The 26,880-nt window shown below is 67.8% G+C and carries 31 protein-coding genes and 1 pseudogene; 13 read left to right on the top strand and 19 right to left on the bottom strand.

The genetic code is table 11. The features are described from left to right. The coding region (locus AB7O82_RS23310; RefSeq protein ID WP_428620276.1) for an ABC-F family ATP-binding cassette domain-containing protein at positions 1-1,594 on the bottom strand (1,594 nt) is incomplete at its 3' end. A 51-nt stretch (positions 1,595-1,645) separates the two neighbouring features. Between AB7O82_RS23310 and AB7O82_RS23305 the strand changes: the two genes are divergently transcribed. From AB7O82_RS23305 to AB7O82_RS23295, 3 genes are all read left to right on the top strand, one after another. Beyond that, the gene (locus AB7O82_RS23305; protein ID WP_428544780.1) at positions 1,646-2,596 is read left to right on the top strand and encodes a hypothetical protein; all 951 of its coding nucleotides are present in this window, start codon (positions 1,646-1,648) and stop codon (positions 2,594-2,596) included. 11 nt (positions 2,597-2,607) lie between these two features. Further along, positions 2,608-2,943 carry a DUF1491 family protein gene (locus tag AB7O82_RS23300; RefSeq protein WP_428544783.1) on the top strand — a complete coding sequence of 112 codons (336 nt, stop codon included), beginning with the start codon at positions 2,608-2,610 and terminating at the stop codon, positions 2,941-2,943. Positions 2,944-3,052: 109 nt separating this feature from the next. After that, positions 3,053-3,343: a putative quinol monooxygenase gene (locus AB7O82_RS23295; RefSeq protein WP_428544786.1), complete on the top strand. Its 291-nt coding sequence runs from the start codon at positions 3,053-3,055 to the stop codon at positions 3,341-3,343. A gap of 33 nt (positions 3,344-3,376) precedes the next feature. Here AB7O82_RS23295 and AB7O82_RS23290 read toward each other — a convergent pair whose 3' ends face one another. Beyond that, the gene (locus AB7O82_RS23290; RefSeq protein ID WP_428544864.1) at positions 3,377-3,634 is read right to left on the bottom strand and encodes a hypothetical protein; all 258 of its coding nucleotides are present in this window, start codon (positions 3,632-3,634) and stop codon (positions 3,377-3,379) included. Positions 3,635-3,731: 97 nt separating this feature from the next. Next, positions 3,732-3,878 (bottom strand): annotated as a pseudogene (locus AB7O82_RS23285) (adenylyltransferase/cytidyltransferase family protein); the annotation flags it as partial. Between the two features lie 177 nt (positions 3,879-4,055). On the opposite strand from AB7O82_RS23285, the gene AB7O82_RS23280 reads away from it, so the two are divergent. Then, positions 4,056-4,529 carry a DUF992 domain-containing protein gene (locus AB7O82_RS23280; protein WP_428620275.1) on the top strand — a complete coding sequence of 158 codons (474 nt, stop codon included), beginning with the start codon at positions 4,056-4,058 and terminating at the stop codon, positions 4,527-4,529. Between the two features lie 101 nt (positions 4,530-4,630). On the opposite strand, the gene AB7O82_RS23275 is transcribed toward AB7O82_RS23280, so the two are convergent. Next, on the bottom strand, positions 4,631-5,308 hold the full coding sequence (locus AB7O82_RS23275; protein WP_428544792.1) for an HAD family hydrolase: 678 nt from the start codon (positions 5,306-5,308) through the stop codon (positions 4,631-4,633). A gap of 194 nt (positions 5,309-5,502) precedes the next feature. Between AB7O82_RS23275 and AB7O82_RS23270 the strand changes: the two genes are divergently transcribed. The 3 genes from AB7O82_RS23270 to AB7O82_RS23260 all read left to right on the top strand — a co-directional run bounded on the left by AB7O82_RS23270 (position 5,503) and on the right by AB7O82_RS23260 (position 7,247). Next, positions 5,503-6,264: a class II aldolase/adducin family protein gene (locus tag AB7O82_RS23270; RefSeq protein WP_428544795.1), complete on the top strand. Its 762-nt coding sequence runs from the start codon at positions 5,503-5,505 to the stop codon at positions 6,262-6,264. 135 nt (positions 6,265-6,399) lie between these two features. Next, positions 6,400-6,861, top strand: a complete 462-nt coding sequence (locus AB7O82_RS23265; protein WP_428544798.1) for a GFA family protein — start codon at positions 6,400-6,402, stop codon at positions 6,859-6,861. A gap of 2 nt (positions 6,862-6,863) precedes the next feature. Next, complete coding sequence (locus AB7O82_RS23260) at positions 6,864-7,247, top strand: TfoX/Sxy family protein (RefSeq protein WP_428544801.1); 384 nt, start codon at positions 6,864-6,866, stop codon at positions 7,245-7,247. Between the two features lie 48 nt (positions 7,248-7,295). Here AB7O82_RS23260 and AB7O82_RS23255 read toward each other — a convergent pair whose 3' ends face one another. Continuing rightward, positions 7,296-8,201, bottom strand: coding sequence for a peptidoglycan DD-metalloendopeptidase family protein (locus AB7O82_RS23255; RefSeq protein WP_428544804.1), 906 nt, complete (start codon positions 8,199-8,201; stop codon positions 7,296-7,298). 401 nt (positions 8,202-8,602) lie between these two features. Between AB7O82_RS23255 and AB7O82_RS23250 the strand changes: the two genes are divergently transcribed. The 4 genes from AB7O82_RS23250 (at position 8,603) to AB7O82_RS23235 (ending at position 11,831) form a co-directional block, all read left to right on the top strand. Further along, on the top strand, positions 8,603-8,917 hold the full coding sequence (locus AB7O82_RS23250; protein WP_428544807.1) for a co-chaperone GroES: 315 nt from the start codon (positions 8,603-8,605) through the stop codon (positions 8,915-8,917). Between the two features lie 60 nt (positions 8,918-8,977). After that, positions 8,978-10,603 carry a chaperonin GroEL gene (gene groL / locus AB7O82_RS23245; protein WP_428620274.1) on the top strand — a complete coding sequence of 542 codons (1,626 nt, stop codon included), beginning with the start codon at positions 8,978-8,980 and terminating at the stop codon, positions 10,601-10,603. Between the two features lie 154 nt (positions 10,604-10,757). Then, on the top strand, positions 10,758-11,213 hold the full coding sequence (locus AB7O82_RS23240) for an Hsp20 family protein (protein ID WP_428620273.1): 456 nt from the start codon (positions 10,758-10,760) through the stop codon (positions 11,211-11,213). 75 nt (positions 11,214-11,288) lie between these two features. Beyond that, positions 11,289-11,831: a hypothetical protein gene (locus AB7O82_RS23235; RefSeq protein WP_428544816.1), complete on the top strand. Its 543-nt coding sequence runs from the start codon at positions 11,289-11,291 to the stop codon at positions 11,829-11,831. Between the two features lie 73 nt (positions 11,832-11,904). Here AB7O82_RS23235 and AB7O82_RS23230 read toward each other — a convergent pair whose 3' ends face one another. The 14 genes from AB7O82_RS23230 to AB7O82_RS23165 form a co-directional block, all read right to left on the bottom strand. Next, positions 11,905-12,552, bottom strand: a complete 648-nt coding sequence (locus AB7O82_RS23230; protein ID WP_428544819.1) for a protein-L-isoaspartate(D-aspartate) O-methyltransferase — start codon at positions 12,550-12,552, stop codon at positions 11,905-11,907. 11 nt (positions 12,553-12,563) lie between these two features. Continuing rightward, a complete protein-coding gene (gene surE, locus AB7O82_RS23225) occupies positions 12,564-13,361 on the bottom strand; it encodes a 5'/3'-nucleotidase SurE (protein WP_428544822.1) in 798 nt (265 codons plus the stop codon). Continuing rightward, a complete protein-coding gene (gene serS, locus AB7O82_RS23220; protein ID WP_428544825.1) occupies positions 13,358-14,647 on the bottom strand; it encodes a serine--tRNA ligase in 1,290 nt (429 codons plus the stop codon). Before serS ends, surE begins: the two co-directional genes overlap by 4 nt. A gap of 2 nt (positions 14,648-14,649) precedes the next feature. Continuing rightward, positions 14,650-15,444: a twin-arginine translocase subunit TatC gene (gene tatC, locus AB7O82_RS23215; protein ID WP_428544828.1), complete on the bottom strand. Its 795-nt coding sequence runs from the start codon at positions 15,442-15,444 to the stop codon at positions 14,650-14,652. Positions 15,445-15,735: 291 nt separating this feature from the next. Continuing rightward, positions 15,736-16,254, bottom strand: coding sequence for a Sec-independent protein translocase protein TatB (tatB, locus tag AB7O82_RS23210; protein WP_428544831.1), 519 nt, complete (start codon positions 16,252-16,254; stop codon positions 15,736-15,738). Positions 16,255-16,292: 38 nt separating this feature from the next. After that, positions 16,293-16,556, bottom strand: a complete 264-nt coding sequence (locus tag AB7O82_RS23205) for a twin-arginine translocase TatA/TatE family subunit (protein WP_428544834.1) — start codon at positions 16,554-16,556, stop codon at positions 16,293-16,295. Between the two features lie 98 nt (positions 16,557-16,654). Next, positions 16,655-17,599: an SMC-Scp complex subunit ScpB gene (gene scpB, locus AB7O82_RS23200; RefSeq protein WP_428544837.1), complete on the bottom strand. Its 945-nt coding sequence runs from the start codon at positions 17,597-17,599 to the stop codon at positions 16,655-16,657. A gap of 38 nt (positions 17,600-17,637) precedes the next feature. Beyond that, positions 17,638-18,444, bottom strand: coding sequence for a segregation and condensation protein A (locus tag AB7O82_RS23195; RefSeq protein WP_428544840.1), 807 nt, complete (start codon positions 18,442-18,444; stop codon positions 17,638-17,640). A gap of 54 nt (positions 18,445-18,498) precedes the next feature. After that, entirely contained in the window at positions 18,499-19,530 is a 1,032-nt protein-coding gene (nagZ, locus tag AB7O82_RS23190) for a beta-N-acetylhexosaminidase (protein ID WP_428544843.1), read from the bottom strand. Between the two features lie 198 nt (positions 19,531-19,728). Then, a complete protein-coding gene (locus AB7O82_RS23185) occupies positions 19,729-20,610 on the bottom strand; it encodes an SPOR domain-containing protein (RefSeq protein WP_428544846.1) in 882 nt (293 codons plus the stop codon). 3 nt (positions 20,611-20,613) lie between these two features. Further along, positions 20,614-22,356 carry an arginine--tRNA ligase gene (argS, locus tag AB7O82_RS23180; RefSeq protein WP_428544849.1) on the bottom strand — a complete coding sequence of 581 codons (1,743 nt, stop codon included), beginning with the start codon at positions 22,354-22,356 and terminating at the stop codon, positions 20,614-20,616. Positions 22,357-22,434: 78 nt separating this feature from the next. Beyond that, positions 22,435-23,622, bottom strand: a complete 1,188-nt coding sequence (locus AB7O82_RS23175) for a deoxyguanosinetriphosphate triphosphohydrolase (RefSeq protein ID WP_428544852.1) — start codon at positions 23,620-23,622, stop codon at positions 22,435-22,437. A 74-nt stretch (positions 23,623-23,696) separates the two neighbouring features. Beyond that, the gene (locus tag AB7O82_RS23170) at positions 23,697-24,125 is read right to left on the bottom strand and encodes a universal stress protein (RefSeq protein ID WP_428544855.1); all 429 of its coding nucleotides are present in this window, start codon (positions 24,123-24,125) and stop codon (positions 23,697-23,699) included. 5 nt (positions 24,126-24,130) lie between these two features. Continuing rightward, positions 24,131-24,859 carry a YjbE family putative metal transport protein gene (locus AB7O82_RS23165; RefSeq protein ID WP_428620271.1) on the bottom strand — a complete coding sequence of 243 codons (729 nt, stop codon included), beginning with the start codon at positions 24,857-24,859 and terminating at the stop codon, positions 24,131-24,133. Positions 24,860-24,979: 120 nt separating this feature from the next. On the opposite strand from AB7O82_RS23165, the gene gpt reads away from it, so the two are divergent. After that, positions 24,980-25,480 (top strand): xanthine phosphoribosyltransferase, encoded by a 501-nt coding sequence (gene gpt / locus AB7O82_RS23160; RefSeq protein WP_428544861.1) that lies wholly within the window; start codon positions 24,980-24,982, stop codon positions 25,478-25,480. 484 nt (positions 25,481-25,964) lie between these two features. Beyond that, the coding region (locus AB7O82_RS23155) for a zinc-dependent alcohol dehydrogenase family protein (RefSeq protein ID WP_428620269.1) at positions 25,965-26,880 on the top strand (916 nt) is incomplete at its 3' end.

Raw genomic sequence — 26,880 nt, 5'->3', positions numbered from 1 at the left:
CCACGTAATCGCTGTAGCCGCCGGCATACTCGATCGCCGTGCCGTCGCCCTCGAGCGCGATCGTCGAGGTCACCAGCCGGTCGAGGAAGTCGCGGTCGTGGCTCACCAGCAGCACGGTGCCGTCATAGTCCGACAGCGCCTCCTGCAGGAGGTCGAGCGTGTCGGCGTCGAGATCGTTGGTCGGCTCGTCGAGCACCAGCAGGTTGGAGGGCGCGGCCAGCGCCTTGGCCAGCAGCAGCCGGTTGCGCTCGCCGCCCGACAGGGTGCGCACCGGCTGGCGCGCCTGCTCGTCGCGGAACAGGTACTGCCGCAGGTAGCTCATGACGTGCATCGGCCGGCCGCGCACCGAGAGGTGATCGTTGCGGTCGGCCAGGATGTCCCACGGCGTCTTCTCCGGATCGAGCTCGGTGCGCCTCTGGTCGATCACCACCGGCACCAGGTTGGCGCCGAGCTTCACCGAGCCGGTGTCGGGCTCGAGCTCGCCGATCAGCATGCGCAAGAGCGTCGTCTTGCCCGCGCCGTTGGGGCCGATCAGGCCGATCCTGTCGCGGCGGAAGATGCGGGTCGAGAAATCGCCGACGATGGTTCGCTCGCCCCAGCGCTTGGAGATGTGACGCACCGTGATGGCGAGCGAGCCCGACTGCTCGGCGGCGCCGACCTCGATGGTGGCGCGGCCGACGGCGCCGATCTGCTGCTGGCGCTGCCTGCGCAGCGCCTGGAGCTGGCGCAGGCGACCTTCGTTGCGGGTGCGGCGGGCGCGGATGCTCTTGCCGGCCCATTCGGTCTCGCGCTCGATCAGGCGGTCGAGCTTGTGACGCTCGGTCGCCTCGCGTTCCAGGATGTCACCAGACCAGTCCTCGAACGCCGCGTAACCCTTGTCGAGCCGGCGCACGATGCCGCGGTCGAGCCACAGCACCGCGCGCGCCAGGTTGGCGAGGAAGCGCCGGTCGTGGCTCACCAGCACGTAGGCGCCCTTCCAGGCTGCAAGCTTTCCTTCCAGCCATTCGATGGTCGGCAGGTCGAGATGGTTGGTCGGCTCGTCGAGCAGCAGCACGTCGGGCTCGGCCACCAGGGCCCGCGCCAGGGCGGCACGGCGCGCCTCGCCGCCCGACAGGGTCGCCGGCTCGAGCGCGCCGTCGAGCTTCACCTCGTCGAGCAGCGCGGTGACGCGATAGTCCGACGGCCCATGCGAATCGACGAGCGCCGACGCGACATAGTGGGCGACGGTGGGATTGCCGGAAAAGTCCGGCTCCTGCGGCAAAGTGGCGATGGTGACCCCGGGCTGGGCGAAGCGCATGCCTGAATCGGCGATCGGCTCGCCGGCCAGGATGCGCAGCAGGGTCGACTTGCCGGCGCCGTTGCGGCCGACCAGGCTCAGCCGCTCGCCCGGCGCGATACCGAGCTCGACGCCGTCCAGGATGACCTGGCCGCCGAGCCTGTAGCGGATGTCGGAGAGTGCGAGAAGGGGCGGATCGGCCATGGTCGAGGGCGACACGGGAAACTTGGGGAGAGACACCCAGCACGCCCCGGCGCGCACCACGATGCTGAGAATATCGGCGCGGTGCCCGCCCCGATATTCATAGGAGGCGTTCATGGCCCAACCTGTCCACATCGGCAAGAGCGCCAAGCGGCGCTAGAATTGCGCATGCTGAGTGTCGTCGAGGAGCCGCGGCGCATCGAGCGCGCCGTCAAGCGTCTGAACAGCACCCTGAAGGGTGTGCCTGCACGGGGCGTGCGTCTGACATGGCGTGGCGGCGAGCTCACCACCACCATCCGCTGGATGCGCGACGAAGGCTTCTGGTGGGCCCTTGAAGCGCGCACGGCGCGCAACGGCACGGCCAACCGGTACGCCCTGCTGCTCGGCCATGCGCCGGACGCACCGGCGCGCCGCGAAAGCGTCACCTGCGAGATCAACCTGCCGCGCGCCGGCGCCGACCGCAGGCTGGCCGGGCTGATCGCGAGCGACGATGCGGGCGCGCTCTATCTCGTGCATTCCGGTCGCATGGGCGGCACGCGGCAGGGCCGGCGCAAGGCCGACTTCCGCAGCTTCCTGGGCGACGGCGTGTGGTGCCCGCTCGCCTGGCCGGACGGCAGGGAGACCGAGGCGCTGGTCGTGGCGCCGCTCGACAGTCCGCGATTCGCGCGCCTGCTCGGGCAGTTCGTCAACTCCGTTCGCGCGTTCAAGGCGGGCCAGGCCTTGGCGCCCCGAACCGGTCTTTGCGTGCCGCCGGCGCTCCTCGACTCGGCACGCGCCGCCTGCGATCGGCGGCTGGTCAACGGCGCGCTGCACGAGGAGCTCGCCAAGCGCGGCCTGTTCGGCGGCGCGGCCGATCTGTTCACGCTGCGCGGCGAGCTGCCGCGCCCGCTGTTCGCCCTGGTGGCCGATGGCCGTCCGGACGAGCTCGCACTGGCGGTCGGCTCGCTGTCGCTCGCCGCGGCGGGCGGCGATCGCCGGCTGCGGCCAATCCTGATCGCGCCTGCCGCGCTGATCAATTCCCACGACGTCGCCCTGCAGGCCCTGCCCTTCGCCTGCGTCGGCTATCGCTGGCGGGGTGCGCGCGCCGTCTTCGACAATCTCGACGCCGCGCTGGCGTAGGGCGTGCCGGCATGGTGATGGGTCTCACCACCGGCCTGTGGGTCAGCGCGCAGGTGCGCCTGTGCGATCGCGCCTTCATTCCCGCCACCGTCGTGCGGCGCGGCGATCCGGACGCCGGCACGGTGCTGCTGAAGCTCAACCGGTTCGAAGCCGGCGTCACGGTCTACACGCAGACGAGCTCGTTCGACGACGAGCCGGCGTGGAGCCGCGGCACCGGCCCCAATCCCGTTCCCGAGGCCGAGGCCGATGCCTACATCGCCCGCCAGGTCGCCCGCGATCCTGACCTCTGGGTGCTCGAGATCGAAGATCGCAAGGGCGTCTACAAGATCGACGGGCGGATCGTGTGAGGTCGAGCCATCCACAGCGCAGGGGTCGCGTTCGATCACGATTCCTTCCGCTTGACGCGCGGCAGGTTGGGGTAACTACTCCTGGACGTCATTCGCATGGGGATACACCATGAAAGTTCGGCTCGTCGTCTCGATCAATGCGGTCCCCGGCAAAGGGACGGAACTCGCACAGGCCCTCCGGCAGCGCTGCGCCGATGTCGCGAAGGAGCCCGGCTGCGAACAGTTCGAGGTGTTTCAGAGCGTGCTGAATCCCGACAAATTCACGCTGCTCGAGTTGTGGTCCGACCAAGCCGCGCTCGACGCCCACGCCAAGGTCAACGCGAGCCGCGCGCCGCTGCCGCCCGGGCTGCGGGCCGAAGGCAGCTCGCGTGAGGACTACCAGTACAACCCGACCCGCTGAGCTGGCGTCCGCTGTTCACCCGGGTTGCCGGCGCTAATTGGCCTCGAACAGTGCGCTCGCCACGCACGGCGTCACGTATTTGCGGAGCGCCGGCGAGCGGTAGCTCGCGAGCTCCTTGATGGTGGTGCTGCTGATGAACTGGAACTCCGGCGGCGCCACCAGGAACACGGTGTTGACCTCGGGCGCCATGTCGATATTGGTGCCGTGCATTTCGAACTCGTAGTTGAAATCCTGCGCCGCGCGCAGGCCGCGTATGTTGAAGGCGACGGCGTGCGTCTTGCAGTAATCCATCAGGAGCCCGCTGAACGTGCCGACCGGGAAGGCGCTCCTGTCCCTTGCCGAACCAGTTCATGTGCTCGAGCGATTCCTCGATCAGCGCCAGCCGCTTCTCGACCTTGAAGAAGCCGCCGCGCTTCTTCGGGTTGACGCCAATCATGATGCGCAGCTCGTCGACGATCAGGCCGGCGCGACGGATCACGTCGAGATGGCCCAGGGTCACGGGATCGAACGAACCCGCGTAGATGCCGCGTTTCATGAGGGTGGACGCTATCAGCCGGGGCTCCCGGCGGCCAGACCGTCGGATTGATGGCCGTCAAACGGCCAGATTGGCCGACATGATACAGATGACACATCTCGCCGCAGCAGTGACACGGAGAAGACACCCGCGGCCGCTACCTCATCATCGGTGTCTTCAAGACCGAGGAGTTAATCAATGATCAAGCGTCTTCTCGCCGCCGGTGCGGCAGCCTCAACGTTGTTCGCGGCGATTCCCGCGGCGATCAGCCAATCCGGCGCGAATGTCGGCTCGCTGAGCTGCACGGTCGCCGGCGGCGTCGGGTTTGTCTTCGGCTCCTCGAAGGAACTGAGCTGCATATTCACCCGCACCGACGGAAAGGCCGAGCGCTACACGGGCGCAATCAAGAAGTTCGGCATCGACATCGGCTTCACCAAGGAAGCGCACATGGTCTGGCTGGTGTTCGCGCCCGGCAACATCGCTCCCGGTGCGCTCGCCGGATCGTACGGCGGCGCAACGGCGTCGGGCACGGTCGGTGTAGGCGTCGGCGCCAATGTGCTGCTGGGCGGCAGCAACAAGCAGATCACGCTGCAACCGATCAGCGTGGAGGGCAATGTCGGCCTGAACGTCGCCGCGGGAATCGGCGCCGTCGATCTCGCTTACGTGAAGTAGCCGGCGCCCTCGGCTGGCGGCGCTCCGACCCTGCGCGGGGTGCCGCTTCAGCCGCCGGCTTCGGGCGCGGCGCGGGATGATGAAGGGCGAGCCCAGGGCGATCAGCGACGCCCGCCCACCTCGTCGATGTGAGCGAGCAGGTCCGCCGGATCGTCGTAGACGCGGAGCGCCCCCGACTGCCTCAGTTCATCGGCGCCGTAGCCGCCGCTCAGGAGACCCACCCCGAGCGCCCCGCAGCGCACGGCGGCAAGCATGTCCCAGATGCTGTCGCCGACCACGATGGCGCCGCGCGTGGAGCTGCCAAGCCGCTCCGCCGCTGCGACGAACAGATCGGGGTCCGGCTTGCCGTACCTGACCTGATCGCGGGTCACGACCGGAGTCCGCGCAGGATCGACCTCCAGCCTGGCGAACGTCACGGCGGCTGTTTCCATGCGGCCGCTGGTGGCGATGTTCCACGGGATGCCCGAGGAGGACAGCCAGGCCAGCAGATCGGACGCCCCCGGCAGAGGCCGGACATGCACCGAGAATCGCTGGTAGGCCGCCGCGTGCAACTGGCGCAGCCGGTCGACCCGCGCCCCGTCGATTCCGAGCCCGGTCTCCCGCAGCAGCTGGTGCGTGAACAGACCACCGCTCATGCCGATCTTTCGATGAATCTTCCACACCGCAAGATCGATCCCCTCCGCTTCCAGCGCCTCCTTCCAGGCGAGAACATGCTGATAGACGCTGTCGACCAGCGTGCCGTCGAGATCGAAGAGAAAGACGGGATCGCCGTCGCTCATGTTCACCTCCTCTCGGCCGGCGCGATCGTACGAAGCTGATCCATGCCGGCCGGGCTAATCCAACGGCAATCGGCCGGCTTGCGTTGCCGTGGTCAATGGCGCGCGTCCAGATGCGAATGCGCAGCTTCTCATGAGGCCGCCGACTACCACCGAAGCCCGGGGTGGCCTAAGCTTTGCCTGGAAAGGACCCCGTGATGGACGGCAGCAACACGCCAAGGACCTACCAGGTCAACGAACTGACGCCCGAGCCCGACGTCGTCTTAGACCCGAAGGTCACGAAGAGCTACGTCACGTACGCCCATCGCCTGGCGGCCCGCGGGCTGGTGAACAGCAGTGTCGGCGGCATGGTGATCCGCGTGCCCCATCCCGACCACGAGCACGGCGTGTGCTACGCCAAGCCGCAAGGCATCAGCCTGGAGGAGGTCGAGGAGGAGGATCTGGTGATCACCGACATCCCGTTCGGCCGCATCCTGCGCGGCGAGCGGGCGACAACGGTGGGTCACCAGATGAACCGCGAGATCCTGCGGCTCAGGCCCGACGTCAACGCCGTGATCCACCTGCATCACGACGAGACCATCGCCTTCCTGGCGGCGGGCTTCCAGGAGATCCGCTCCTTCAGCCTGACCTACGGCTACCTGATGCAGAAGCCCGCGCACTACCTGCCGGCCAGCGTCAACGTCGAGGAGGACGTGGCGCCGATCAAGACGTTCATCCAGGACACCAACTGCATCATCATGCGCCGCCACGGCTTCACGGTGCTGGGGCGCACCGTCTCGGAGGCCTATCACCGCACCTGCGTGCTGGTGAGCGAGGTCAAGCGCAACATCATCGTCGAGACCCTCTGCGCGGCGACCGGCAACAAGCCGGAGTACATCACCGAGGACGAGCTGGCCTACATGGCGAGGCACGGCGACGCAGTGATGTATCCCGGCCTGGTCCAGCCCAAGACGGCGTAGGTAGTCTGGCGATCTCTCTTGTCATCCTGAGCACAGCGAAGGATCTCATCGCCACAATCCACAGGAACACCTGCGGCAGACGGCAATGAGGTCCTTCGCGCCGCTCAGGACGACGGCGGAGAGGTAATTCGTGCAATGGGACCTGTTCGGAGAAGGCACGTGACAGACCCCGAGTCGACGACGATCCGCATCCTTTCCGGCAAGTGCTTCTGCGGCGCCGTCGTCTACACCGTGCCCGACGCCTTCCTCTATGCGATGAACTGCCATTGCTCGAATTGCCGGCGGACGACCGGGTCGGCCTTCAAGCCGTTCGCCGGCATCGAGCGGGACAGGCTGATCGTCACCCAGGGCGAGAGCAGGCTTATGATTTTCGGCGACGACAGCGCCAACGACACGCACTGCCGGCTGTGCGGCTCGCTGCTCTATTCGGTCGTGCGCAACGGCGGCTTCGTCCATGTCGCCATGGGAACGCTGGTCGACGCGCCCACCATCCGGCCGGGCGCCCACATCTTCGTCGGCTCCAAGGCACCGTGGTTCACCATCACCGACGGCCTGCCGCAGTTCGAGGAGTTTCCGCCGCGGGCTGCAGAGGGTTGACCATGGTCGCCAGCGCTTCCTTCGCCGAGTTCCTGCGCGAGCAGCTCGCCCCGATGGGTCCCGTCTCGATGCGGCGCATGTTCGGCAAGACCGGTGTGTTCTGCCAGGGCGTGATGTTCGGCATGGTGACGGAGGACACGCTCTATGTCCGCGTCGACGACCACAACCGCGAGACCTTCAGGGAAGCCGAGGCCCATCCGCCGCTCAACTACGCGAAGAAGGGCGCCAGCATCGACCTCGCCTTCTGGCGCGTGCCGGAGCGGCTGATCGACGAGCCCGACGAGCTGGTGATGTGGGCGCGCGCCGCCCTGGCGGCAGCGCACCGGGTCGCAGCGAAGAGAACGCAGGCGCCCCCACGCCCGAAGCGAAAAACCCGATCAGGGTGAGGCCTGTCGCGTCCTTCCATCCGGCCAATCCAATCCGAGGCGGGCCGCCTAAGGTGGTGGCAGGACCGTCATCGGATCGACAGTGCGGCTGCCGCCGCGCCTCACCTCGAAATGCACGCGCGGGCTCGCGGCGCCGCCCGAGTTGCCGGCCTTGGCGATGGCCTGGCCCTTCTTGACGGTGTCGCCCTTCTTCACCAGCAGCGATTCGTTGTTGCCGTAGGCCGTGATGTAGCCGCCGGGGTGCTGCACCAGCAGCAGGTTGCCGAGATGGGCGACCTCGCTGCCCGAGTACACGACCGTGCCACCCTCGGCCGCCTTCACCGGTGCCCCCGGCTCGGCCTGGATGTCGATGCCATCGCTCTTCTGGCCGCCGGCGCTGGCGCCGTAGGGTACCAGGATCTTGCCCTTGATCGGCCACGCCATGCGGGCGGGCGGTGGCGCTGACGCTGCCGGTGGCGCCGGCGGCGTGGCCGGCACGGTGACACTGGTCTGGCTCGGCGGCGGGCTGAGCGTCGTCGGCTCACGGGGGGCCGCCGAGCGCGGCGGCTCGCCCTTTACGGGACTCGCGAGCGCTTCGCGCTTCACCGATCCCGGCGCGTGGTTGGCAGTCGCGGTCACCGGCTCGCCCGCGGAATCGGGGACGAACCTGGCGCCCGGCATCGCCAGCGACTGGCCCGGCTTCAGCGTATAGGGCGGCTGCAGCTTGTTGCGCTCGGCGATGACCTGAACCGGCACGCCGTAGCGCTGCGACACGCTTTCGATCGTGTCCTTGTCCTTGACGACATAGATGGCCGTTGCGCCCGGACCGGCGCCCGAGCCGGGATACTCCATGGTACCACCACGGCCACCACCGAACATGCTGGAACAGGCGCCGAGCCCCAGCGCGAGCAGCATCATCACGCTGGCACGACAACCGCGCGCCGAGGGCGAAAGGAAGCGCAAGCCGGACATCATGGTGGCATTTTACTGCACAACGAATCCGGCCGAAATAGGGCGATAAGCGCTGTTTCCCTTTTATTTCAATGAATTGGAGCAGAAATCTCGTTGTGTACAGCAGCCTGCGACTGAAAGCCCCTGCGGGGCCGCCGGAAAGGCAAGGTGCCGCGTGGTTTCGGCACACCAGGCTCTGTCCTCCAGATCACTGCCTAGCCAGTGGAAATTTGCAGACGGCACCAAAGGCAACACCAGAATTAGTCGACTGGACAACAACTTAGCACGTTCTGGCACTCCCGAGACAGGAGTGCCAAAAAATCTCGCCCGCCATCTTGAAGCCGCAAATCGCGATTTCTAAATCGCCCTCGCCCGGGCCTGGTCCCGGTTCATGACCCCGTTGTTGAGGCACCAGGAGGATCTGCATGCATTTCCGTCCGCTGCACGACCGTGTCGTCGTGCGCCGCATCGATGCCGAGGAGAAGACCGCCGGCGGCATCATCATTCCCGACACTGCCAAGGAAAAGCCGATGGAGGGCGAGGTGGTCGCGGTCGGCCCGGGAGCCCGCGACCAGCACGGCAAGCTCGTCGCGATCGGCCTCAAGGCCGGCGACCGCATCCTGTTCGGCAAATGGTCGGGCACCGAGGTCAAGATCGACGGCGAAGAATTGCTGATCATGAAGGAAAGCGACGTCATGGGTGTGCTCGAGGGCCGGCCGCCGCTGCGCCGCGCCGCCTGATTTTCCAGTCTTTGCCGTTTTCCCAGCCTTTGCACGTAACGAAAGGAAGGTTGTCGTCAGATGTCTGCCAAGGAAGTGAAGTTCTCGACCGAAGCGCGCGAGAAGATGTTGCGTGGCGTCGACGTTCTCGCAAACGCCGTGAAGGTGACGCTGGGCCCGAAGGGCCGCAACGTCGTGCTCGACAAGAGCTTCGGTGCGCCGCGCATCACCAAGGACGGCGTCACCGTCGCCAAGGAGATCGAGCTTGCCGACAAGTTCGAGAACATGGGCGCCCAGATGGTGCGCGAGGTGGCGAGCAAGACCAACGACGTGGCCGGTGACGGCACCACCACCGCGACGGTTCTCGCCCAGGCGATCGTGCGGGAAGGCGCGCGCTGCGTTGCCGCCGGGATGAACCCGATGGATCTCAAGCGCGGCATCGATCTCGCCGTCGAGGCGGTGGTTGGCGATCTCAAGGGACGCGCTCGCAAGGTGACGAGGAACGACGAAATCGCCCAAGTCGGCACCATTTCGGCCAACGGCGATGCCGAGATCGGCCGTTTCCTCGCCGAGGCGATGGAGAAGGTCGGCAACGACGGCGTCATCACCGTCGAGGAAGCCAAGAGCCTCGAGACCGAGCTCGAGGTGGTCGAGGGCATGCAGTTCGATCGCGGCTTCGTCTCGCCCTACTTCGTCACCAACCCCGACAAGATGCGCGTCGAGCTCGACGATCCCTACGTCCTGATCCACGAGAAGAAGCTGTCGGGCCTGCAGGCGATGCTACCGGTGCTCGAGGCGGTCGTGCAGAGCGGCAAGCCGCTGCTGATCGTCGCCGAGGAGATCGAGGGCGAGGCACTGGCGACCCTCGTCGTCAACCGGCTGCGCGGCGGGCTCAAGGTCGCGGCGGTCAAGGCGCCGGGCTTCGGTGATCGCCGCAAGGCGATGCTCGAGGACATCGCCATCCTGACCGGCGGCACGGTGATCTCGGAGGAGGTCGGCATCAAGCTCGAGAGCGTCATGCTGGAAATGCTGGGTCGCGCCAAGCGGGTGATGATCGACAAGGACAACACGACCATCGTCGAGGGCGCCGGCGCCGCGGGCGGCATCACCGCCCGCATCGCCCAGATCAAGATGCAGATCGAGGAAACGACCTCCGACTACGACCGCGAGAAGCTGCAGGAGCGGCTGGCCAAGCTGGCGGGCGGAGTCGCCGTGATTCGCGTCGGCGGCGCGACCGAGGTCGAGGTCAAGGAGAAGAAGGATCGCGTCGACGATGCCCTGCATGCGACGCGGGCCGCGGTCGAGGAAGGCATCCTGCCGGGCGGCGGCGTGGCGCTGCTGCGCGCAACGCAGGCCCTCGGCAAGCTCGCACCGGCCAACGACGACCAGCGCGCCGGCGTCGAGATCGTGCGACGGGCGATCCAAGTCCCGGCGCGGCAGATCGCCGTCAACGCCGGCGAGGACGGCTCGCTGATCGTCGGCCGTCTGCTCGAGAAGGATGAGTACGCCTGGGGCTACAACGCGGCCACCGGCCAGTACCAGGATCTGGTGGGAGCCGGTGTCATCGATCCGGCGAAGGTCGTGCGCACGGCGCTGCAGGATGCGGCCTCCGTCGCATCGCTGCTGATCACGACCGAAGCCTTGGTCGCCGATGCGCCCAAGCCGGAGGAGAAGTCGGCCGGCACGCCGGCCGGCGCGGGCTTCTAGCCCGGAACTGGGAGCGGGGAGACGGACGGAGGAGCGGCATCGGCTCGCTCCTCCTCCCTGCCCGCCCCGCCCCTGTTTCCGAGCGTGCGGCCCATTCGCACGACCGGCCGCCCCCGTGGGGCCGGTCATCAACCATCGCTCACAGGAGGATGTCATGCGCACTGATTTGGATTTTGCCCCCTACTATCGGGCCACTGTCGGGTTCGATCGCGTCTTCGATCTGCTCGGCACGGTCGCCGGCCAGTCGGCCGGCAACGGCTTCCCGCCGTACGACATCGAGAAGGCGGGCGAGGATCGCTATCGAATCGCGATGGCCGTCGCCGGCTTCAGCGAAGCCGAGCTCAACGTCACGCAGAAGGAAGACGAGCTTGTGATCACCGGCAAGGCCGCGCCCGGGCGCAATGGCCAGACGCAGTATCTCCATCGCGGTATTGCCGAGCGCGACTTCGAACGCCGCTTCCAGCTCGCCGACCATGTCAAGGTCGTTGGTGCCCGGCTGATCAACGGGCTGCTGACGGTCGAGCTGCAGCGCGAGCTGCCCGAGGAGAAGAAACCGCGCACGATCCGCATCGAGGCGGAGCCCGCGCCGCGGCTCACGCGGCAGCAGTAGCCGAGGGACGCGCACGCCAGGACGCCCCAGCGGCGTCCTGGCGTCCCCCATACGCATTTCCAACAGGAGGCAAGGATGACTCTTCCGTCAGCCGCTTCCACGCTTGGCAATTCGTGGAGCTGGCGACTTCCCCAAACCATCGGCCGGGCAGATGACGTCTGGCCGCTGGCCGGACTGGCATCGGACGACGTGCCGCGCGGCAGGATCCTCGTGGTCGCGGACGAAGCCGTGGTGGCGCTCGACCTGCAGCGTACCCTGCGTGAGGCCGGCTACCGCGTCGTCGGCCCAGCGACGTCGTTGGCCGACGTGCATAGACTGATCGCGCGCGGCTCCATCGACTGCGCCGTGCTCGATCTTGCGATCGACCGTCGCATGCCGATTCCGGTTGCAGACCTACTCGCCTTTGCCGAGATACCCTTCGTGTTTCTCACCGACGGCGACAAGAGCGGCCTGCCGTTGCAGCACGCGCACCGGCCGGTGGTAAAAAGGCCTTACGTCGAACAAGACCTGCTGGCCGCCATCGATCGCGCCATGCGGCAGCACGGTCGCCCCGGGAAGGCGACGCCGCTGCAGTCGCCGGCGCCGGCGTCATTCCCGCGGGTGCTTCCGCAGCTGTAGCGGCGAAGGGATCGTTGCTCGCGATCATGCGAACCGCGGGCGTCCCGCCCGCGGTCCACAAGACGGTGACTCCCTAGCCCTGCCCCAGCACCGGCAGTGCGCCGGTCACCAGGGGCACGAAGCGCACCGGCATCAGGGTGTCGCGCTGCAGGCCCTTGTCGCTCTTGACGATGCGCTCGACGACCTGGGCGGTGGGATCGCGGCCGACCGGAACGATCAGGATGCCGCCCATGGCGAGCTGGTCGATCAGGGCCTGCGGGCGTTCCTCGGCGGCGGCGGTGACGATGATGCGGTCGAACGGCGCCTGGCCCGGCCAGCCCCTGCTGCCGTCGCCGATGTCGAACACGACGTTATGGATGCGCAGGTCGATCAGCAGCCGCTCGGCCTCGCGCGAGAGGGGCTTGTAGCGCTCGATCGTGTAGACGCGGCGCGCCAGCTTGGCCAGCACCGCCGCCTGATAGCCCGAGCCGGTGCCGATCTCCAGCACCTTCATGCGCGGGCCGACGCGCAGCGCCTCGGTCATCGCGGCCACGACGAGGGGCTGGCTGATGGTCTGGCCGAAGGAGATGGGCAGCGCGGTGTTGTCCCAGGCCCGCTCCGCGAAGGTCGGCGACACGAAGCGTTCGCGGTCGACGGCGCCGATGGCGGCCAGCACGGCCTCGTCCGAGATGCCCGAATTGCGCAACTCGGCGATCAGGCGCTGCATGGCCGGAACATTCACGGCCGCGCGTCCTAGTCGGCCTCGGAGCGGGCGGCCTCGAGCTGGCCGGCGAGCTTGCGCCGCATGCCGTCGTGCGTCAGGTCGAGATGGAGCGGCGTCACCGAGATGTGGCCGGAGCGGATGGCGGCGATGTCGCTGCCCTCGTCGATCTCGCTCTCCTGCGGCTGATAGCCGATCCAGTAGTAGGTCCCGCCGCGCGGGTCGCGGCGCTCGACGATGTGGCCGCCGAAGCCACGCGTGCCCTGGTGGGTGACCCGCACGCCCTTGACCGAGCCGGCGACGACGTCGGGGAAGTTGATGTTGATCAGCACGTTGCGCGGCCAGTCGGTCGCCAGCAGGCGGCGCAGCACGGTGGCGCCGTGGTGGGTGGCGGTGCCCCATTTCACCGGATGGTCGTTCATGTAGGACTGGCTGAGCGCGACCGACGGCAGACCAAGCAGGCAGCCTTCCATCGCCGCGGCGACGGTGCCCGAGTAGGTGACGTCGTCGGCCATGTTGGTCCCGCGATTGACGCCCGACAGCACGATGTCGGGCTTGCGGTCCTTCAGCAGATGCTTGACGGCGAACAGCACGCAGTCGGTCGGGGTACCCTCGATGGCGTATTTGGCCTCGCTCACCTCGCGGCTGCGGATCGGGCGCGACAGCGACAGCGAATGGCCGGCGCCGCTCTGGTTGACCTCGGGCGCCACGATCCAGACGTCGCTCGACAGCTGCGTCGCGATCTCGACCAGCGCCTCCAGGCCGGGCGCATGGATGCCGTCGTCGTTGGTGACGAGGATGCGCGCCCGCGAGAGTTCGGCCGGCTTCACTTCCGCGCCGCCGGCGCCGGCAGGCTGGCGAGACCGCCCATGTAGGGCCTGAGCGCGTCCGGGACCGTCACCGATCCGTCCTCGTTCTGGTAGTTCTCCAGCACCGCGATCAGGGTGCGGCCGCAGGCCAGACCCGAGCCGTTCAGAGTGTGCACGAAGCGTGTTCCTTTGCCTTCCTTCGGGCGGTAGCGCGCATTCATCCGGCGCGCCTGGTAGTCGCCGCAGTTAGAGCAGCTCGAGATCTCGCGATAGGCGTCCTGGCCGGGCAGCCAGACCTCGATGTCGTAGGTCTTGCGCGAGGCCGGGCCCATGTCGCCGCCGCACAGGACGATGGTGCGGAAGGGAATCTCCAGGCGCTTCAGCACCTCCTCGGCGCGGCCGGTCATGCGCTCGTGCTCGACCGCCGACTGCTCGGGCGTGGTGATGCTGACCAGCTCGACCTTGGGGAACTGGTGCTGGCGGATCATGCCGCGGGTGTCCTTGCCGGCGGCGCCGGCCTCGGAGCGGAAGCACGGCGTCCAGGCGGTGAAGCGCAGCGGCAGGTCCTTCTCGTCGAGCACCGTGTCGTTCACCAGGTTGGTGAGCGGCACCTCGGCGGTGGGGATCAGCCAGAAGCCGTTGTCGGTGTGGAACATGTCCTCGGCGAAGCGCGGCAGCTGGCCCACACCGTAGGCGGCGTTGTCGCGCACCAGGAACGGCGGGTTGACCTCGGTATAGCCGCCCTCGGGGCTGGTGTGCAGGTCGAGCATGAACTGGGCGATCGCCCGCTCGAGCCGCGCCAGGTGGTTCTTGAGGAACACGAAGCGCGAGCCCGAGATGCGGGTCGCCGCGGCGAAATCCATCTCGCCCGTCGCCTCGCCCAGCGCCACGTGATCCTTGGGCTTGAAGCTGAAATTGCGCTGGCTGCCGACTCGGCGGACCTCGACGTTGCCGGTCTCGTCGGTGCCGTCCGGCACCTCGTCGAGGGGCAGATTGGGCAGCACTTCGAGGCGACGGGTCAGCTCCTCGTCGAGACGGCGCGCTTCGGTCTCTCCGGCCTTGAGGCCGGCATCGATCTCGGCCACCTCGGCCATCAGGGCGTCGGCCGGCTCGCCCCTGCCCTTGGCGATGCCGATCTGGCGGCTCAGCGCCTTGCGCCTGGCCTGCGCCGCCTCGCTCTCGGTGATGGCGGCGCGGCGGCGCGTGTCGATGTCGAGCAGCTCGCCCGAGAGCGGCGCCAGGTTGCGCTTCCTGAGGCCGGCGTCGAACGCCTGCGGATTGTCGCGGATGAATCGGATGTCGTGCATGGTCAGCTGCCGGCCGCGTCGGCCTTGTTGGCTTCTTCCTCGGCCTTCTTGTCCTCGGCCTCGCGTCGTTTCTCGATCTGGCTGCCGATCAGGATGCTTATCTCGTAGAACAGCATCAAGGGCACCGCGAGCGCGATCTGGCTGATGACGTCGGGCGGCGCCAGCACCGCTGCGATGACGAAGCAGATGACGATGGCGAAGCGCCGCTTCGAGCGCAGGCCGTCGGTCGTGGCGATGCCGACGCGGACCAGCAGGACCAGCAGGACTGGCATCTCGAAGGCGAAACCGAACGCGAAGACGAGCTGCAGCACACGCTCCAGATAGTCGGCGGCTCGCAGGTTCTTCTCGACGTCGGCGGGCGCGTACTGAGTCAGCATGAAGTCGATCACGTACGGCATCACGATGTAGTACATGACGACGCAGCCGGCATAGAACATGAACGGCGTGGCCATCAGGAACGGCAGGAAGGCGCGCTTCTCGTGACGGTAGAGGCCGGGAGCGACGAACAGCCAGATCTGCGAGGCGATCAGCGGGAAGCCGACGATCAGCGACACGAACGCCGACAGCTTCACGGTGACGAAGAAGAACTCGAAGATGTCGAGAACCTGGAGCTTGTAGCCGTCACTCAGCGCCGGCTGGATCAGGAACGAGAAGATCGGCTTGGCGAAGTAGAAGGTGATGAAGAACACCGCCATGAAGCCGGCCAGCGCATAGATCAGGCGCTTGCGCAGCTCGATCAGGTGATCGAGCAGCGGCATCGGCTTGTCGTCTTCGGGTCCGTCGTGCGCCTGGGTCACTATACGCTTCGCAGCATGAGTGGCGGGTTATGCCGCCCTTTGGCTTTCAATTCAAAGCGCTAATTGACCGGCGCATTCTTCCTCCCCGGCTTTGCCGGGGAGGAGGTGTCCGCGTCCTCGCGGACGGAGGGGTCATGGCCGTTCCGGACCACGGGCGTCGCGCCCGCTCATGAGTAGAGCGGGCGTGACGCCCGGGGGCCGAATGAATAATGATCCCACCGGCGGCGTTTGACGGCGATACCTCCCCAGTGGAGCTGGGGAGAAGAGATTGAGCATGACGGAGGAAGCCCCTCACCCGGCGGCGGCGGCCTTGGCCGGCTTGTCTTCGACAGTCGGGGCTGGAGCAGGCTCTGCGACTGACACCGGTGTCGCCTCCGCAGCAGGCGCCGGCCCGGCGACCGGCTCCGGTTCGGCGGCAGCCTCGATGCGCAGCGCTTCGGGTGCGGACTCGTCGGCGATCTGCGGCGCTGATTCCGGCTCGGCCAGCGGGTTGTCGATGGTCGACTTGGCTTCCTCGATCGCCTTCTGCCCCTCGGCCATGCCGTCCTGGATGGCGCTGCGGATCTCCTTGGTCGGGTCGAGCGACTGCAGGTCGAGGCCGGGTGCCGACTCGAGCTGCTTCTTCACCTCGTCCAGCTCGGACTGGCGCACCATGTCGTCGACATGGCCGCGGAACTCCGACGCCATGGCGCGCGCCTGGGCCATCCACTTGCCCCAGCTGCGCAGCAAGTTGGGCAGTTCCTTGGGGCCAATGATGACCAGCGCCACGATGGCAATAACCAGCAGCTCGGGACTGTCGATACCGAACATTGGGGTCTAGACCTCGCCCGCAGGCCGCGCGGCGGCCGTCAGACCTTGGCGGCGCTGTCCTGGCGCACCTGGCCGTTCGGCGGCGTCGTGGTGGTCTGCGCGGAGATCGGCTTGGCCGTATCGCCCGGCTGTCCGGCCGGCGTAGCCGCTGCCTCATCCTGCCCGCTGCCCACGCCCTTCTTGAAGGCCGAGAGGCCCTTGCCGAAGTCACCCATGAGCTGCGAGATCTTGCCGCGACCGCCAAACAGCAGCAGCACGACGGCCAGCACGATCAGCCAGTGCCATATGCTGAAGCTACCCATGTGAAAATGCTCCCAATAAATTTGCGATCGGCGTCGGCCCGATTATGACACCCCGTCCGAAGCCCCGGCAACAAATCGAATAAGGTCGTTTAAGGGCTTTAGCGGCTGTTCTCGTCGACCGCCAGCGGTTCCTGCGCCTCATCCTCGCCGGGCTCGAGCGGCAGATCGGGCTCGTCAGGCCTGAATATGGGCGGTTGCACCCGCGGGTCCAAGAGGCCGGCGGCCTTCAATTCCTCGTGGCCCGGCAGGTCGTCGAGGCTCGGCAGGCCGAAATGCTCGAGAAAGAACTCGGAGGTACCCCAGGTGACCGGCTTGCCGGGCGCCCGGCGACGGCCCATCGGCTTGATCCAGTTCTGCTCGAACAGCAGGTCGAGCGTCCCCTTGCTGAGGCCCACGCCGCGCACTTCCTCGATCTCGGCCCGGGTCACCGGCTGGTGGTAGGCGATGATGGCCAGGGTCTCGATCGCCGCGCGCGACAGCTTGCGCGTCACCGGGCGCTCGATCTTGAGCTTCTCGGCCAGATCGGGCGCGGTGCGGAAGGTATAGCCGCCGGCGACCTGCACGAGGTTGACGCCGCGCCCGGCATAGATATCGCCGAGATCGGCCAGCAGGCGCTTGACGTCGGCGTCGTTGGGCAGCCGCTCGGCAAGCTCCTTCTCGTCCAGCGCCTGGGTACCGGCGAACAGGAGCGCCTCGAGCAGGCGCAGGTGCTGGGCATGGTCGGGTGAAACGACGTCGGTGACGGCCGCCGGGGCAGCGTCCATCGGGGCCGCCGGTCCGGTCACCGGCTCGGCCTCGGCCGGGGTTGGTTCGGCTTCAGGCACCATGCCGGCCTCGGCCACAGTGATCTCGGCCCCGGCTGCCGTCTCGTCCCCGGCCACAGGCTGCGCCTCTTCGACAGCCGCCTCCGGCTCGTTCTCGGGCGGCCTGGCTTCGATCGCAGTGTCAGCCGTTGCAGGGGGCGCCTGCGCTTCCGGCTCGGACACTGGCGACCTGGCCTGAGCTGCCGTCTCGACGTCGGTCACGGGCTCGGACTCGGTCACGGGAGGGTGGGACTCGGTCTGGGACATCGGGAACGCCGTTACCTTTGCTCGCTGCGTTTGCGCAAATAGATCGGACCGAATCGCTCGGTCTGGCGCAGCTCCACCGCCCCCTCCTTGGCGAGCTGCAGGCCGGCGACGAAGGTCGACGCCATCGCCGAGCGGCGGCGCGTCGGGTCGGTAAGGCCGGCCGGCAGGAAGGCCTCCAGGATCTGCCAGTCGATGGCGATGCCCAGCATGCGGCCCAGCCGCTCGGCCGCTTCCTCGACCGAGAAGAACTGCATGGGCTCGATCTGGTAGGTGTCGGCGTCCTTCGGCCGCACCTGGTGGCCGTAGGCCGACAGCAGGTCGTAGAGCTTGACGTCCCAAACGGTGCGGCGGACGACGACGACGCCTTCCGGCTTGCCGCGGGAGAAAATGTCGCGGCCGAGCTGCGGGCGGGCCATCAGGCGGACCCCGGCCTCCTGCATCGCCTCGAGGCGACGCAACTGCCATTGCAGGGCATCGGCCATCTCCTGGCCGGTCGGCTCCTCGCCGGGAGGCGGCTCGGGCAGCAGCAGGCGCGACTTCAGGTAGGCCAGCCAGGCCGCCATGACGAGATAGTCGGCGGCGAGCTCGAGCCGCATGCGGCGCGCCTGGGCGACGTGCGCCAGGTACTGGTCGACCAGCGCCACCATCGAGATGCGCCGCAGGTCGACCTTCTGCTCGCGCGCCAGCGTGAGCAACAGGTCGAGCGGCCCCTCGAAGCCCTCGAGATTGACGATCAGCTCGCCCTCGCCCGGCGCAATGATGTCCGGGCCAGCGGCGGCGAAACCATCAGAAGTGGCGGGGCGGCTAGGCTCGTCCATGCATCCCCGGTTTAGTCAGTGGCAGCCCAACCCGCCACAGGATTTGGCCATCCCTTATCCCCATTCCGGCAGCAGCGCGACGAGCCGCCGCCTGGCCTGGGCGAGCTCGGCCCGGCCGAGCGGCGCCCGGTGGCGGGCCAGGGTCTTGCGTCCGTCGTCGAAGCGCCGGACGGCCGCTGCGGTCATCGGCCCGGTGCGGGCGACGATGTCGGTCATCTCCGTCCGGTCGCCATTGCAATGGAGGGCGATGTCGCAGCCCGCGGCCAAGGCGCGCGCCGCCCGCTCGCCCAGCGACCCGCCGAGCGCCTGCATCGACAAATCGTCGCTGAGCAACAGCCCGTCGAAACCGATATGGCCGCGGATGATATCGGCAATGGCGCGGCCCGACACGGTCACCGGCGCGGCAGGATCGACCGCCTCGAACAGGAGATGGCTGGTCATGCCCCACGGCAGATCGGACAGCAGCCGGAAGGGCAGGAAGTCGGTTCGCTCGAGCAACTCGCGCGAGGCATCGACTCGTGGCAGCCCATGATGGCTGTCGACGGTGGCCCGGCCGTGCCCTGGCATGTGCTTCATCACCGCCATGACGCCTTCCGCCATCAGCCCCTCGGCCGCAGCGCGGCCCAGCGCGGCGACCGGCTCGGGACGGTCGGCGAAGGCGCGGTCGCCGATGGCGGTGTGAGTCTCGGGCAGGCCGAGATCGAGCACCGGCAGGCAATCGACATCGGCACCGATCGACAGCAGGTCGGCCGCCAGCAGGCGGGCGTTGAGGCCGGCCGCTTCCAGGCCGTGCTCGGGGTTGCGAGCATAGAGCTCGCCCAACAGCCGCGCCGGCGGCGCGCGCCGCCAGTGCGGCGGCTGCAGCCGGGCAACCCGGCCGCCCTCCTGGTCGACCAGCACCGGCGCCTCGGCCCGCGCGACCGACGACCGCAGCTCCTCGACCAGGCGGTGCGTGCGTTCGGGCGTGTCGACGTTGCGGGCGAACAGGATGAAGCCCAGCGGATCGGCCTCGCGGAAGAACGCACGCTCGTCAGCCGTGAGATCAGGCCCGGCACAGCCGAAAATCACGGCGCGGGGGGTGGTCATTCTTTCACCTCCCCCGTCTTACGGGGTCTTACGGGGGAGGTGCCCCATACGGGGCAGAGGGGGAAAGCCGCAGTCGAGATCCATCTGACTCCGACGTCGCAATTTCATGAGTTACCTTTGAGCCCCTCCCCTTCCGCCCCGTATGACGGGGCACCTCCCCCGTATGACACCCGTATGACGGGGGAGGAAAGGGTTGGCTCAGCGCGCCGGAGGGACCGTGACGCAGTCGGCCTTGCGGCTCTTGAGCGTGGTGCAGACGCCTTGCGCCTGCTTCTCGTCGAGCGGGCCCGCCTGGACACGGTACCACACGCCCTTCTCGCCGAGATCGACGCGGACGGCCTGCATCTTCAGATTGGTCATGACATCGCCGTGGGCGCTCTGCAGGCGTGCCCAGGTCGACTTGGCGACATCCTCGTTCTTGACCGAGGCGACCTGTACGCGCCAGCCGGCCGAGGGGCCTGACATGTTCTCGATCAGGCTGGCAATGGTCGGACCGGTCTCGGTGGTGCCTGGCTTGACGTCGGTTGGTTGCACCACCGCCGGCGTCGCCGCACCGGTCGTCGAGGCCGCCTGCACCGGAGGCGAAGGCTTGGCCGGTTCGGCCTCCTTCGGTGCCGCCGGAGTCGGCAGGCCATTGGCCGGTAGTTTCGGGTTGACCGGAACCGGCAGCAGCTTCTCGGGCTGGGTCGGCACGGCCCCCGGCGCGATGCGGTTGAAGACTTCCTTGTCCTGGTTGGCCGGCACCAGGCCGCCGGGGTTCTCGGGCTTGGTGCGCGTCGGCGTCGTTGGCGCCTGCACGACCAGCGGCTCGAGGCCCCTGCCGCCGGCCTTTACATCCTGGTTGTGCGCCCACCAGACCACCGAGCCGAAGCTCGCAATGGCGGCGACAGAGACCATCACGGTCAGGATCTGGCCGCGCCGTCGGTTGACTCGCATCAGCAGCGAATCGCGCGGGGGCGGTGGAATCGAATCAGGCTCGTGCGCGACGGGCCGCGGCGGCGGATCGAGCCGCATGGCTACCGACTCGTTGGGCCGGTAGATCGTCGGACCGTCGCCGGAGGGGGACCGGCGGATATGCATGCCTTATCTCATTTCCTCGACGGGTGTTACGCCGAAGACCTTTAGGCCTGATCCTATCACAAATCCGATGGCCTGTACCAACGCCAGGCGGGCGCGCGAGAGCTCTTCCTGGCCCTCCACGACGAAGCGCAGGCCGGGCTCCTCGCGGCCACGATTCCAGTGTGCATGAAAGGCGGCGGCAAGGTCGTAGAGATAGAAGGCGATGCGGTGCGGTTCGTGCGCCGCCGCAGCCGCCTCGATGGTGCGCGGCCATTGCGCGATCAATCGGACCATGGCCAGCTCACCCTCGTCGGTCAAAAGGTCCAGCGGTGCCTCGGCCAGCCCATCGGTCGAGATGCCGGCTGCCGCGGCCTGGCGCATCACCGAGCGGGTGCGCGCATGGCCATACTGGACGTACCATACCGGATTGTCGCGTGATTGTTCGGTGGCTTTCACCAGATCGAAGTCAAACGGCGCGTCGTTCTTCCGCGTCAGCATGGTGAAGCGCACGACGTCGGGGCCGACCTCGTCCAGGAGGTCGCGCAGGGTGACGAAGCTGCCGGCGCGCTTGGACATACGCACCAGCTCGCCGTTCTTCAGCACGCGGACGAGCTGGCAGACCTTGACGTCGAGTTCACCCTTGCGCCCGGTGATCGCCTGCACCGCCGATTTCATGCGCTTGATGTAGCCGGCGTGATCGGCGCCCCACACGTCGATCATGTCGGCGAAGCCGCGACGGTACTTGTCGTGATGGTAGGCGATGTCGTTGGCGAAGTAGGTCCAGCTGCCATCCGACTTCTTGAGCGGACGATCCACCTCGTCGCCGAACCGGGTCGCGCGGAACAGGGTCTGCTCGCGATCCTCCCAGTCGTCCGGCTTCTTGCCCTTGGGCGGCTCGAGACGGCCTTGGTAGATCAGGTCCTGGCGCACCAGTTCCTGGAAGGCGCGGTCGACGGCGCCCGAGTCCACGAGCGCCCGCTCGGACGAATAGACATCCATCGTGACGCCCATGGTCTCGAGGTCGGCCTTGATCTCGGCCATCAGCGTGGCGATGGCGAACTCGCGCATCGCCGGCAGCCAGTCCGCTTCCGGCTTGCCGATCCAGCGCGCTCCGTCACGTGCCGCGATGGTTGAGCCGACTTCCTTCAGATATTCGCCGGGATACAGACCCTCCGGGATGTCTCCAATCGACTCGCCGAGCGCCTCCCGATAACGCAGGTAGGTCGACCGGCCGAGCGTGTCGACCTGCGCGCCGGCGTCGTTGATGTAGTACTCCTTGGTGACGGCATAGCCTGCCTTGGCCAGCAGGTTGGCGAGTGCGTCGCCGACCACGGCGCCGCGTGCATGCGCGACGTGCAGCGGTCCCGTGGGATTGGCCGAGACATACTCGACGTTGACCTTGTGGCCAGCGCCGATCGCCGAATCACCGTAGGCGAGACCGTCGCGCAGGCAGTCGCGCAGGCGTTCGCGCCAGAAGCCGTCGGCGATCTTGAGGTTGATGAAGCCCGGACCGGCAACCGCGCCGCTCACGACCTCGGCGTTGGCGACGAGTCGTGGCAGCAGCGCGTCGGCGATGTCGCGCGGCTTCCGGCCCGCCGCCTTGGCCAGCACCATCGCGGCGTTGGTCGCGACGTCGCCGTGCGCCGGATCACGCGGCGGCTCGGCGGTGATGGCGGCAAAATCCAGCTTGTCCGGCAACTCGCCCGCAGCCTGCATCGATTGCAGGGCGCCCACGATCTCGCCGATGAAATGACGGTAGGGATTCATGCGCGCGGTATTGCGCATCGCGGCCGGTTTGTCATGTTCCTGTTTGGACCGCGGGCGTCCCGCCCGCGGTCCAAGAAGCTACGTATACAAATCGAACAGCCTTCGGTGCTCGTCGAGGGCGTAGCGGTCGGTCATGCCGGCGATGTAGTCGGCGACCAGTCGGGCGCGGGCGTGGGTCTCGGCCTGCTCGGCGCGCTCGCGCCACGGCGAGGGCAGGCAGCTCGGCTCGTCGAACAGCAGGCGGAACAGGTCGGCGACGACGCGGCGCGCCTTGGAGTGCGAGCGGTTGAGCCTCCAGTGCTCGTACATGCGCTTGTAGAGAAAGGCCTTCACCGTGCGGTCGGTCGCCGCCATGCGCTCGGAGAAGGCCGCCACCGGCCGGTTCCAGGCGCGGATGTCGGCCACCGTTTGCGGCGCCGCCTCGGCGAGCCGGCGCTTCGTCTCGGCGACCAGATCCTCGACCATGGCGTTGATCACCCGCCGCACCGCTTCGTGAATCAGCCGCGATTGGGCGATCCCGGGATATTTCTGCGCCACCGTCCCGAACATCTCGCCGACCAGCGGCAGCTCCCGAAGGTCGGCAATGTCGAACAGGCCGGCGCGCAGGCCGTCGTCGATGTCGTGGTTGTTGTAGGCAATGTCGTCGCTCAGCGCGGCGATCTGCGCTTCCGGCCCGGCATAGCCCGAAAGCTCGAGATCATGGTCGCGGCAGTACTCGACGATGGCGGCGGGAAGATCGTCGAGACGGCGGCTGCCGCCGAGCAGCGGCCCGTTGTGCTTCACCGCGCCTTCGAGGGTCTCCCAGGTGAGGTTGAGTCCGTTGAACTCGGCGTAGCGCTCCTCGAGCTTGGTCAGGATGCGCAGGGTCTGGGCGTTGTGGTCGAACCCGCCATGAGGCGCCATCGCGGCGTGCAGCGCCTCCTCGCCGGCATGGCCGAACGGCGTGTGGCCGAGATCGTGCGCCAGCGCCACCGCCTCGCCGAGATCCTCGTCGAGCCGCAGGGTGCGGCAGATCGAACGCGCGATCTGCGCCACTTCCAGAGAATGAGTCAGCCGCGTCCGGTAGTGGTCGCCCTCGTGATAGACGAAGACCTGCGTCTTGTGCTTCAGCCGCCGGAACGCCGTCGAATGGATGATGCGGTCGCGGTCGCGCTGGAACGGGCTGCGGCTGGGCGATTCGGCTTCACGGTGCAGGCGACCGCGGCTCTGCCACGGCAGGGTGGCGTAGGGCGCGCGCGCCTGGCGTCGCCACAGCTCGTCGGCCACGATCAGCGAACCTCCTCGGGGTACGGCGCCGTTTTACGCCGCCCCCGCCGGCGCAACAACCGGGCGAGAGGGCGCTACTTGACCAGCGTCACCGGCACGCTCACGTGGGCGATCACATCCTGCGCCACCGAGCCCATCAGCACGCCGGCGAGCCCGGTATGGCCGCGCGTGCCGAGCACGACGCTGCCGACGCCGAGCTTCCTGACGAAATCATCGACCACCGCGCCATGGCGGCCGACGCCGATATGGACGGAGGCCGGCACCCCGGCCTTCTGCGCCAGCGCGACCGCCGAGGCGAGCGCCTTGTCGCCCTCCTCGCGCCGGTAGGAGTCGATCTGGGCGCGGTCGACGAAGGCCGAGATGGCCCCGCCGAACGACGGTTGGACGTTGAGGAAATGCAGCTCGGCCGCCAGGCCGCCGGCAATCAGCTCGAGCGCATGCGCCACCGCGCGGTCGGAATTCGCCGACCCGTCGACCGGCACCAGGATCGCTTTCTTGGCCATGGCCACTACTCCTTGCCCGACGATTTCTTGGCGAGGTCGATCGGCTCGGCATGCGCGCGCTGCCTCGCACGATACTGCAGGAAGTAGCCGATCACCACGGTGATCACGGCGCCGCCGATTTCGAAGATCATCTTGGCGTTGGGCAGGGCGGCGGCGAGCTTCTCGGCATAGGCCGGATCGGTCGCCAGCACCTCGCCCGCGATGTAGCCCAGCAGCGCGCCGCCGGCGATGACGATGATCGGGAACCGGTTGAGCAGCAGCATGATCAGCGTGGCGCCGAAGACGATCAGCGGGATGCTGATGAGCAGGCCGAGGATGATCAGGGTGACGTCGCCGTGCGCCGCCGCGGCGATGGCGATGGCGTTGTCGAGGCTCATGACGGCGTCGGCGATGATGATGGTGCGGATGGCGGTCCACAGCGAGCCCGCCGCCTTGACTCCGTCGCCGCCCTCCTCCTCGCCCTGCACCAGCTTGATGCCGATCCACAGCAGCAGCAGGCCACCGATCAGCTTCAGGTAGCCGATCTTGAGCAGCTGATCGACGATCATGACGAAGATGATTCGAAGGACGATGGCGCCGGCGCTGCCGATCAGGATCGCCGGCCGCTGATGCCGCTTCTCGAGATTCCGGCAGGCGAGCGCGATGACCAGCGCGTTGTCCCCGGACAGGACAATGTTGACCAGGATGATCTGGGCGAGGCCGCTCCAGAAGGCCGGTGTCAGCTCAATTCCCATGTTTTCGCGATCCCCGTCCCTGGCTCAAGTGCGCGACAAACTTCATTGCGTCGGTCGAAGGTGTTAGTTCAGCGTCTGCCGTCCGGCAAGCCAAACCGGACCGGCGGGGAGGCTCGATCGATGGCAAGCAGCGCCGGCTACAACAAGATGTTCCCCGTGTCGTGGACGGAGCTGCACCGCGATGCACGGGCGCTGGCTTGGCGGCTGGCCGACCTCGGACCGTTCAAGGGGCTGGTGGCAATCACGCGCGGCGGCCTGGTGCCCGCCGCCATTGTCGCACGCGAGCTGAACCTGCGACTGATCGACACTGTCTGCTGCTCCACCTACGACCGCATGGCACGCGGCGCCAAGGTCGAGCTCCTGAAGGGCACGACGGCGGAGCAGGAAAAGGGCAAGGGCTGGCTGATCGTCGACGACCTGGTCGACACCGGAGTCACCGCCCGCGCCGTCCGCGCCATGCTGCCCGAGGCGCATTTCGCCACCGTCTACGCCAAGCCGGCCGGCCGGCCGACCGTCGACAGCTACATAACCGAGGTGAGCCAGGACACCTGGATCCTGTTCCCCTGGGACCAGGAGGCGGTCATGGCCAAGACCATCGTCGAGATGAAGGGCGGGCAGTGAGGGGACTGTCCGCTGGGGGCGCGCCACTCATGGGCGCTGACTTTGCCCGACGAGGGCGTCATGCGCCGGGAGCGCGCCACGCCGTGGCGCTCATGCTCTTCATCCGATCCGCAATTGGTGTGTCCGCTGTCCCTATGAGCGCCACGGAGTGGCGCGCTCCCGGCGCATGACACGCTCTTCCGGTAATGTTGGCTCCCAGACGCGCTACTGGAGTGGCGCGCCCATAGGCGCTAACTTTGGCCGGTCCAGCAAAGTCCTCATCCTGAGGAGGTCGCGTAGGACCGTCTCGAAGGATGCGCGACAGACCAGATCGCTGGAATAGCGGTGTTGCAACATCGGATTTGTTGCCGACCAAAGGGCGAAGGTTACTTCGCCCGAATCGAGACGCGGCCTCCAGGCCGCTCCTCAGGGTGAGGTCCCTTTGTAAGTTAAGTTAGCGCCTATGAGTGGCGCGCCCCCAGCGCAGCCTTGATCGGAGCTCGCCATGAAATGCCACATCATCCCCAAACCCCAGGGCATCGACTCCCTCACCCTGGTCGAGCGGCCGGATCCGGTGCCGGAGCTGCGACAGGTGCTGGTGCGGGTGCGGGCGACCTCGCTCAACTATCGCGATGTGATGACCATCCAGGGCAGTTCGGCTCGCGCGGCGCCCAAGCCCGACCTGATCCCCCTCTCCGATGGCGCGGGCGAGGTCGTCGCGATCGGCGCCGGCGTCAGCCGGGTCAAGGTGGGCGACCGCGTGGCCGGCTGCTTCATGCAGAGATGGGCGGGCGGGGCGATCGACGATGCAGCGATCGCCTCCGCGATGGGCGGCGTGCTCGATGGCATGCTGACCGAGTTGGCGTTGCTCGAAGAGGACGGCGTGGTCAGGCTGCCGGACGGCCTGAGCTTCGAGGAAGGGGCAACCCTGCCCTGCGCCGGAGTCACCGCCTGGCACGCGCTGGTCGAGATCGGCAAGCTCAAGGCGGGCGACCTCGTGCTGGTGCAGGGGTCGGGCGGTGTCTCGATCTTCGCCCTGCAGTTCGCCCGGGCGTTCGGCGCACGCGTGATCGCGACCTCGAGCTCGGCTGCCAAGGCCGAGCGCCTGCGCCAGATGGGTGCCGAGGCGGTGATCGACTATCGCGCCACGCCCGACTGGGACAAGGAAGCGATGAGGCTCACCGGCGGGCGCGGCGCCGACCTGATCGTCGAGGTCGGCGGCGCCGGCACCTTGCCGCGCTCCTTCCAGGCGGCGCGCATCGGCGGCAAGATCGTCGTGATCGGGCTGCTGTCGGGCATGGCGGAGGTCGATCCCATGCCGATCCTGCGGCGCAACCTGCACGTCCAGGGACTCTACGTCGGCAACCGGCAGATGTTCGAGGCGATGAACCGGGCGATCGCGGCGAACCGACTCAAGCCCG

The sequence above is a fragment of the Reyranella sp. genome, assembly GCF_050185545.1.
Taxonomy (GTDB): domain Bacteria; phylum Pseudomonadota; class Alphaproteobacteria; order Reyranellales; family Reyranellaceae; genus Reyranella.
This window is presented reverse-complemented; position numbering and strand designations above follow the sequence as displayed.

Bases quoted from the DNA above. Each gene is read 5' to 3' on its own strand.
- AB7O82_RS23195 (WP_428544840.1), bottom strand. From the start codon at position 18,444: ATGGACGAGCCTAGCCGCCCCGCCACTTCTGATGGTTTCGCCGCCGCT.
- serS (WP_428544825.1), bottom strand. From the start codon at position 14,647: ATGCACGACATCCGATTCATCCGCGACAATCCGCAGGCGTTCGACGCC.
- AB7O82_RS23295 (WP_428544786.1), top strand. From the start codon at position 3,053: ATGAAAGTTCGGCTCGTCGTCTCGATCAATGCGGTCCCCGGCAAAGGG.
- AB7O82_RS23305 (WP_428544780.1), top strand. From the start codon at position 1,646: ATGCTGAGTGTCGTCGAGGAGCCGCGGCGCATCGAGCGCGCCGTCAAG.
- AB7O82_RS23260 (WP_428544801.1), top strand. From the start codon at position 6,864: ATGGTCGCCAGCGCTTCCTTCGCCGAGTTCCTGCGCGAGCAGCTCGCC.
- AB7O82_RS23290 (WP_428544864.1), bottom strand. From the start codon at position 3,634: ATGGATTACTGCAAGACGCACGCCGTCGCCTTCAACATACGCGGCCTG.
- AB7O82_RS23265 (WP_428544798.1), top strand. From the start codon at position 6,400: ATGGGACCTGTTCGGAGAAGGCACGTGACAGACCCCGAGTCGACGACG.
- AB7O82_RS23205 (WP_428544834.1), bottom strand. From the start codon at position 16,556: ATGGGTAGCTTCAGCATATGGCACTGGCTGATCGTGCTGGCCGTCGTG.
- AB7O82_RS23280 (WP_428620275.1), top strand. From the start codon at position 4,056: ATGATCAAGCGTCTTCTCGCCGCCGGTGCGGCAGCCTCAACGTTGTTC.
- AB7O82_RS23300 (WP_428544783.1), top strand. From the start codon at position 2,608: ATGGTGATGGGTCTCACCACCGGCCTGTGGGTCAGCGCGCAGGTGCGC.
- AB7O82_RS23250 (WP_428544807.1), top strand. From the start codon at position 8,603: ATGCATTTCCGTCCGCTGCACGACCGTGTCGTCGTGCGCCGCATCGAT.
- AB7O82_RS23240 (WP_428620273.1), top strand. From the start codon at position 10,758: ATGCGCACTGATTTGGATTTTGCCCCCTACTATCGGGCCACTGTCGGG.
- AB7O82_RS23255 (WP_428544804.1), bottom strand. From the start codon at position 8,201: ATGATGTCCGGCTTGCGCTTCCTTTCGCCCTCGGCGCGCGGTTGTCGT.
- tatB (WP_428544831.1), bottom strand. From the start codon at position 16,254: ATGTTCGGTATCGACAGTCCCGAGCTGCTGGTTATTGCCATCGTGGCG.
- AB7O82_RS23170 (WP_428544855.1), bottom strand. From the start codon at position 24,125: ATGGCCAAGAAAGCGATCCTGGTGCCGGTCGACGGGTCGGCGAATTCC.
- nagZ (WP_428544843.1), bottom strand. From the start codon at position 19,530: ATGACCACCCCCCGCGCCGTGATTTTCGGCTGTGCCGGGCCTGATCTC.
- AB7O82_RS23185 (WP_428544846.1), bottom strand. From the start codon at position 20,610: ATGCATATCCGCCGGTCCCCCTCCGGCGACGGTCCGACGATCTACCGG.
- AB7O82_RS23275 (WP_428544792.1), bottom strand. From the start codon at position 5,308: ATGAGCGACGGCGATCCCGTCTTTCTCTTCGATCTCGACGGCACGCTG.
- gpt (WP_428544861.1), top strand. From the start codon at position 24,980: ATGGCAAGCAGCGCCGGCTACAACAAGATGTTCCCCGTGTCGTGGACG.
- AB7O82_RS23235 (WP_428544816.1), top strand. From the start codon at position 11,289: ATGACTCTTCCGTCAGCCGCTTCCACGCTTGGCAATTCGTGGAGCTGG.
- AB7O82_RS23270 (WP_428544795.1), top strand. From the start codon at position 5,503: ATGGACGGCAGCAACACGCCAAGGACCTACCAGGTCAACGAACTGACG.
- AB7O82_RS23165 (WP_428620271.1), bottom strand. From the start codon at position 24,859: ATGGGAATTGAGCTGACACCGGCCTTCTGGAGCGGCCTCGCCCAGATC.
- argS (WP_428544849.1), bottom strand. From the start codon at position 22,356: ATGAATCCCTACCGTCATTTCATCGGCGAGATCGTGGGCGCCCTGCAA.
- groL (WP_428620274.1), top strand. From the start codon at position 8,978: ATGTCTGCCAAGGAAGTGAAGTTCTCGACCGAAGCGCGCGAGAAGATG.